Origin of the sequence: Sphingomonas sp. (genome assembly GCF_040398505.1) — a bacterium.
GTDB lineage: Bacteria > Pseudomonadota > Alphaproteobacteria > Sphingomonadales > Sphingomonadaceae > Sphingomonas.
The window spans coordinates 1-6,928 of the sequence record NZ_JBBATX010000125.1; the positions used below are offsets into that span (position 1 = coordinate 1).

Below are 6,928 nucleotides of genomic sequence, written 5' to 3' on the forward strand. Positions count from 1 at the left end.
GCCGACCGCGTCGATCGCGGCCTGCCGCGCGATCAGCTCCAACGCGCAAGGCCAGGTAACGAACACGCTCGACATCATGCGGCAGGGCAACGAACACCTGTCCGACAAACGCAACTGTGCGCTGCGCGGTCTCGAGCCTACCCGTGGCTTGCCAGAGGACGGATATCTTCGGTCTAACGGGCGCGAATGCGCTTCCGATCAGGCAGCACGATGGCGACCAGCAGCAAGAGCCATACCGCTACGGCCAAGTGGAACGCGTGCCAAGCCAAAGCCGGAAGGGCTGCACGCAGCGGATCGGTGGCCAATCGGCCGATCAGCAGGAGCGCGAAACAGGCCGCTGCAAGCGGCGCTCTGGCGGGGTTCGCGCGATAGGCGAACACCGATCCCGTCACAACGAGCACCACGAACGCCGACGCGGTCGCACTCGGGACGACGACGGTCAGCGCGACCGCTGCAAATCCCAGTGCCGGCGGCAGCCATCCACGTCTAGAAACCAGGACGCCCGCGAGGCAGCCAAGCCCGAACAAGGCACCCGACCGCGAAAGGCAGCCGTGGATCTGCTCAATCGGACCGGTCAGGCCGGCGGCGATCCTTATGGTGCCGACCAGCGCAGCGAGCGCAAACGGCGCCAGCCCCACCGCGAACCACGCGCGCGCGCGCGCGCTGCGTGTGGTGGCATAGGCCCCGGCGGCGGCGACAGCCGCTTCGGTCAGCGCGTAGTGCTGCGGCAGCAGCGCGCTCATTCGGCGGGCACCATGCGCGCGCGCTTGCTGCGGGCGTCGGGCGCGAACCCGGCCGCGGCGCGGATCGACTGCGACGTTTCGCGCGACCCGTCATGGCTCCAGCCCGGCGGCGCGAAAACGTAAGCGAGTCGTTGCCACCAGCGCAGACCGCGCTGGCTTACGTCCATTGCAATACCGACATATTCATGCGTCAGCACTTTCACCGGGTTGAGCGTGTTCATTTGCTTGACCAAACCGTAGACTGGCGGGTCGTCGGCGCACTCAGGCTCAAACGAGCCGAATAGTTTGTCCCAGATGATGAGGGTGCCCGCGTAGTTCGCGTCGAGGTAGCGCGGATTGTTGGCGTGGTGCACGCGGTGGTGCGACGGCGTGTTGCATATCGCCTCGTACCAGCGCGGCATGCGGTCGATCGTCTCGGTGTGCAGGAAAAACTGGTAGGTCGCGTTGAGCAAGCCGCAGAAAGTGACCATGATCGGATCGAACCCGACCAGCACAAGCGGAATCTTAAGCAGCATCGTCCCCGTGAAATGCTTGAACCAGGACTGGCGCAAGGCGATCGGCAAATTATAGTGTTCGCTCGAATGGTGGACGACGTGCATCGCCCAGACCCAGCGCACGCGGTGCGCGATCCGGTGGTGGACGTAGAAGCGCAGATCATCGAGCACGAAGCACAGAAGGAAGGCCCCCCAGCTAACCGGGATGGTCGCGAAACGAAAAGGCTCGACCGCTGCGAGCGCGCCGAGGGTGATGAAGGCGGTGGCGGCATTCGCCGGTTCGCTGACATAGCCCAGCGCGATGCTCACCGCGCTGTCCTTTAGCGGCGTCGTTCCCTTTCGGCGGAACAGCCGGATCGCGATCTGCTCGACGGCGATCAGCGCCAGGAAGGCCAGTGCCGACCACAAGGCGAGGTTGGAACGGACGAATGCTTCTGCGGTCATGGGACCCTCCCGATCTCACTGCATCGCTAAGAACGTTCGTTGCGGACGACAATTGAATAAAATTGGCTAATTATGTAGCAAATGGAACATGTCATTTGATCTGGTCCTGATCCGCAGGTTCGAAGCGGTCGCAAGGCTCGGTAGTTTTTCCGGCGCGGCCGACGAGCTCGGCATGACGCATTCGGCGATGACCAAGAGCATTCGGACGCTTGAGACGCTGTGGAATGTTCGCCTGTTCGAACGCACGACACGATCGGTCGCGTTGACGGCGGCCGGTCGGCGACTTGTCGAAGTGGCACCCGAACTGCTCGCGCACGCCGAGGAAGGCAAGGCACGGGTATTGGCCGCAGGACGTCGTCTATCGATCGTTTGCGGGCCGGTCATCATGGACAGCTTCGTTCCAGCAGCGCTGCTCGCCTTTTCGCGGGTCCACGGCGACATCAGGGTCGACGTGGATAACTTGCCGCCCGAACTGGCGGTTCAGCGGCTGCGACAGCGCCGCGCACAGCTTTTGCTCTATCATTCCGATTCGATCGCAAACTTTGCTGCGCGACGCGATTTCAAGATACGGCGGGCTATCGAGGAACCGTATCACCTTTTGTGCGCGCCGACGCACCCCGCGGCAGAAGAACGCGATTCGGCTGCGCTGCTGCGCCACGATTGGGCCATCGCAGGCTTCGACATCGGATTTGCCGCCAACCTCGCTCCTGATCGACGCGAGGCGCTGGAACGCGCCGGCTTTCCGCGCTTCCGCCTTTCCGGACAGCATGCCTGTATCGAGCTGGCGCGCCATGGCAGTGTTGTGACGATGGCGCCGCGCTCCGCCGCGTGGAGGGCCTGTGCCGCGGGCGGACTGGTTTCGTACGAGGTGCCAGGTACCGCTCGGTTTTCGCTTGTCGCCGTCACACTGGTGGACGTGACCGATCAGGCCGCCGAGGATTTTGTCCGGATGTTGACGTGCAGGGCCTGATCGTCCGCGGCACGGTTCCGACCGTTATTAGCGCGAAAACCGATGTCCGCTGTCGCGCTCTTTCTTCAAGCGGCGCAACGACCGCCATAAGGCGACGGCGGTCCTTCTGAGCAATTTCACCACGGCGCTGCACCCAATCAAACAAAGACCTTGACGGATTTGACGGCCAAACGCACGGGGTCACCGACCGATCATTTTTGTTCCGAAACAACCTATTTTAGCATCCGAGGATGGGCTTTGCTCTGAAGGCCAGTGTTACGCTTCAGCACGGGCTTCTCCACGAGCTATTCTCGTCGACGGCGCGCGCGCATCCCGATCGCATCGCGATTGAGGTGCCGCCTGGGTTCGGTCGACCGGCACGGGTGCGTCTATCATACGCTGAAGTGGAGGCGGCGGCGACGGCTTTAGCGACCCGTCTGCGGCCGTTGGTTCCCGGAGAGTGCATCGTGGCGATCAAGTTGCCCCGCACCACGCCGGACCTTTATATCGCCCAATTGGCGGCACTCAAAGCCGGTGCAGGCTTTACCTGCATCGATCCAGCGTTTCCCCCCGAACGAGCAGCCGAAATTCTCGACGATTCGGGCGCTGTCGCGCTTTTGGAGAGCGCAGACGCGGGCGGCATCGCGGTCATACCGCTCGGTGCCGCGGCCGCTAAGAACCACGCGCCGGGCCCACTGTCGCTTGCCTATGTTATCTATACGAGCGGCACGTCGGGGCGACCAAAAGGCGTGATGATCGAACATGCGGCAATTACCAATCTCGTCATAAGCGATATGACCCACTTCGGGCTTGGACCTGAAGACCGGGTCGTCCAGGGTTCGTCTGCCGCTTACGATTCCTCGTTGGAGGAAATTTGGCTGGCCTTCGCGGTCGGCGCAACGCTGCTGGTTATGGACGATCAAACCGCGCGGCTCGGTCCGGACCTTGTCAGCTGGTTGCGTGCGGAGCGGGCCACCGTGTTCTGCCCCCCGCCCACTCTCTTGCGTAGCACCGGCTGTTCCGATCCGGCTGCAGCCTTACCCGACTTGCGCCTGCTTTACGTTGGAGGCGAAGCCCTGCCGCTCGATATTGCCGCAGCTTGGTCACAAGGGCGGAGAATGGTGAATGGTTATGGTCCAACAGAATGTACCGTCACCTGTCTGCGCGCCGATATCGTGCCAGGGCAACAGGTGGCGATTGGGGTGCCAGTCAGCGGGGCCAGCGCCTGGGCACTTGACGAAACCGGGGCCGAAGTCGCGGATGGGGCCAAGGGCGAACTGCATATCGGCGGTGCCGGACTGGCGCGCGGCTACTGGCGGAGCCCTGAGCTAACCGCACAGAAGTTTGTCCAGCACCCTCAGCTGGGCCGGATCTACCGAACAGGAGACCTGGTCCATCGCGAGGCCGACGGACTATTCTATTATCACGGTCGGATAGATTCGCAGGTCAAACTGCGCGGGTACCGGATCGAGCTCGGCGAGATCGAGCAGCGGCTGGTCGCTTGTGCGGGTGTGCGCGCGGCCGGATGCCGTGTGCAGGAGGCGGACGGGACGCAGGCGCTGACCGCGTTCGTCGTGGCCGAGGATCCGAGCTCTGCGCCAACCGAAGGCGCGTTGAAGGAGGCGCTGGCGCAGAGTTTGCCGGGCTACATGATCCCGCGGCGGATTGCGCTACTCGCGGCACTGCCGGTCACAATCGGGGGCAAGCTCGATCGCGATCGGCTGCCGTTACTCGCGGTCGACAGCTCTGCCTCAACAGATCTGGGGACACGCCCGCGCGATGCCATGGAAGCCCGGATCGAAGCTGCGTTCGCCGATATTCTCAAGCGCGCTCGCGGTGTTTCAGTTTTGGCAGACTTTTTCGACCTCGGCGGCGACTCGCTGAGTGCTGCTATGGTCGTAACACTGTTGCGCGACGACCCAGCGACCGACTGGATTACGGTAAGCGACATTTATGAAGCGCGTAGCGTCGCGGAACTAGCGAAGCTCGCGGAAAAGGCCGCAAGTGAAGTCCACGCCGAAGCCCCGCGCGCATTTCCGATCGAGGGGCAGAAGCTCGGGCTGAGCCTCGCAGTGCAGGCAGCATGGCTGCTAACGGTGGTCCTGCTTAGCGGCACGGCAAGCTGGTTCATAAGCTTCGAACTCCTGCCCCGCCTGATGTCGGGTCTGGGATTGGTCGGCTTTATTCTGCTGTCGCCGCTGCTGGCGGCGCTCGGATTTGCGCTTTACACGCCCGTAATGGCGATCCTTGCAATCGCGCTAAAACGCCTGCTGATTGGGCGCTACCAGCCGATGCGCACGCCGGTATGGAGCACATACTACCTGCGGCACTGGGTGGTGCAGCAGACGGTTCGATTGCTGCCGTGGCGGATGCTTGAAGGCACCAGCGCGCAGCAAGCCATCCTGCGTGGACTCGGCGCGAAGATTGGGCAGCGGGTGCACATCCACCGGGGCGTCGATTTGCGGCGTGGCGGCTGGGACCTGCTCGAAATCGGCGATGATGCCACGCTCAGCCAGGAAGCGATGGTCCGACTGACCGAGCTCGACCGCGGGGAGCTGATCATCGGCCCAGTCACCATCGGCGCCGGGGCCACACTGGAAACGCGCGCAGGCGTATCCAGTGACACCGTAGTTGGGGCGGATGCGTGTCTGATGGCTTTGTCATCACTGTCGTCCGGCGAGCGCATTCCGGCCGGCGAAGTGTGGGACGGTGTGCCTGCTTGCCGGATCGGCAAGGCACCCATAGTGCCCGCCGTATCGCGCCCAAGCAACGTGTATTCGCCCGCGCTGCATGGCATGCTGACGCTGGCCGCCGAAGGTCTGCTTGCGATGGTGGTGGCACTGCCGGCGGAGCTCGCCGCGATCGCCGCCTGCTGGTTGCTCGGGATCGACAGTTGGGCGCTGTGGCGCTGGCTGTATCATCCGACCGCCGATCCCCGGCTTTGGGCGCTCCTGCTCGCCATAACCGTGCTGTCGGTGCCGGTTACGGTCACCTGGTCTGCAATGTTGTCGCGGGGGCTCGGGCGTGTGCGGCCCGGCGTGATCAGTCGCTGGAGCCTTGGTTACATCCGCATTTGGCTCAAGACCGGCTTGCTGATCCGTGCGAGCGAATGGCTAAGTGGCACTGTGTTCTGGCCGATGTGGTTGCGGCTCGCCGGCATGCGTGTCGGCAAGGGCAGCGAAATCAGCACGATTCTCGATGTCGTACCCGAACTCGTCGAGATTGGCAGTGGCACGTTCTTCGCTGATGGTATCTATCTGGGCGGCCCGCGCATTCAACACGGCACGGTAACACTGGACTCGACGGAACTCGGCCGGAATACGTTCCTCGGCAACCATGTCGTGATCCGCGCCGGCCAGCATCTGCCCGACGATATTCTGATCGGAATTTCGACCCCGGCAGACGCCACCCGCATTCGGCCGGGCAGCGCGTGGTTCGGCCACCCCTCGTTTGAGCTACCCAGGCGCGAAGTGGTCGAGGTCGACCGGAGCCTCACCCACGAGCCGTCGCTGATCCGCTATATCGACCGCCTGTTTTGGGAAGCGCTCCGCTTCACCTTGCCGGTCGGTCCATTGCTGCTCACCATTGCATGGTTTGCGGGCGTAAGTGTCCTGCGTCAGCACCTTTCGGGACCCGCATTCTTCTTGCTTGGACTGCCGCTTGTCACCTTTGCCGCGGCTGCTGCGCTTTGTGCGGCGGTGCTTGGAGTCAAATGGGGTTTGCTGGGCCGCGTAAAGCCTGGGCAGCATCCGCTTTGGTCGTGCTGGTGCAGCCGCTGGGATTTCTTCTATGTGGTATGGGGTAAATATGCGCGGCACATCCTCGAACTGCTCGAAGGCACATTGTACCTCAACGGTTATCTGCGCCTGATCGGCATGCGGATTGGTAAGCGCGTCGTCCTCGGGCCCGGTTTTGCGCAAGTCGTCGATCCTGACATGCTGATCTTAGGCGATGACGCGACCGTCACGACCATCTTTCAGGCGCATACGTTCGAAGACCGCGTTCTGAAGATCGACTATGTTACGGTGGGTGCGGGTGCCACCCTGTCGCCGGCCAGCGTCCCGCTTTATGGGGCCATGATCGGTGAAGGCTGCTGGGTCGGCGCGCACAGCGTCATCATGAAGCAAGAACACCTTCCGGCGTGGCGGAGGTATCAAGGCGTACCCGCGCGCAACTAAACCTCCCCAACGATCCAACCAGCGTGACCAGTGGCTCACCACCTCGCAGGCGCGAACGTCTGTAGTGTTGCTCGATACCTTCGGAAATCCGCAGCGCGCTGGATATGTCCAAGCCGGTGC

General features: G+C 63.1%; 4 protein-coding genes. 2 read left to right on the top strand and 2 right to left on the bottom strand.

Annotation, left to right across the window (positions count from 1 at the left end):
- Positions 1–173 precede the first annotated feature (173 nt).
- Together ABWP09_RS12635 and ABWP09_RS12640 are read right to left on the bottom strand one after the other, a co-directional pair.
- On the bottom strand, positions 174–743 hold the full coding sequence (locus tag ABWP09_RS12635; protein WP_353205486.1) for a hypothetical protein: 570 nt from the start codon (positions 741–743) through the stop codon (positions 174–176).
- The gene (locus ABWP09_RS12640) at positions 740–1,681 is read right to left on the bottom strand and encodes a sterol desaturase family protein (RefSeq protein ID WP_353205487.1); all 942 of its coding nucleotides are present in this window, start codon (positions 1,679–1,681) and stop codon (positions 740–742) included. Before ABWP09_RS12640 ends, ABWP09_RS12635 begins: the two co-directional genes overlap by 4 nt.
- Before the next feature lie 88 nt (positions 1,682–1,769).
- Between ABWP09_RS12640 and ABWP09_RS12645 the strand changes: the two genes are divergently transcribed.
- Positions 1,770–2,651, top strand: a complete 882-nt coding sequence (locus ABWP09_RS12645; RefSeq protein ID WP_353205488.1) for a LysR family transcriptional regulator — start codon at positions 1,770–1,772, stop codon at positions 2,649–2,651.
- Between the two features lie 230 nt (positions 2,652–2,881).
- The gene (locus ABWP09_RS12650) at positions 2,882–6,808 is read left to right on the top strand and encodes an amino acid adenylation domain-containing protein (protein ID WP_353205489.1); all 3,927 of its coding nucleotides are present in this window, start codon (positions 2,882–2,884) and stop codon (positions 6,806–6,808) included.
- Positions 6,809–6,928: the final 120 nt, after the last annotated feature.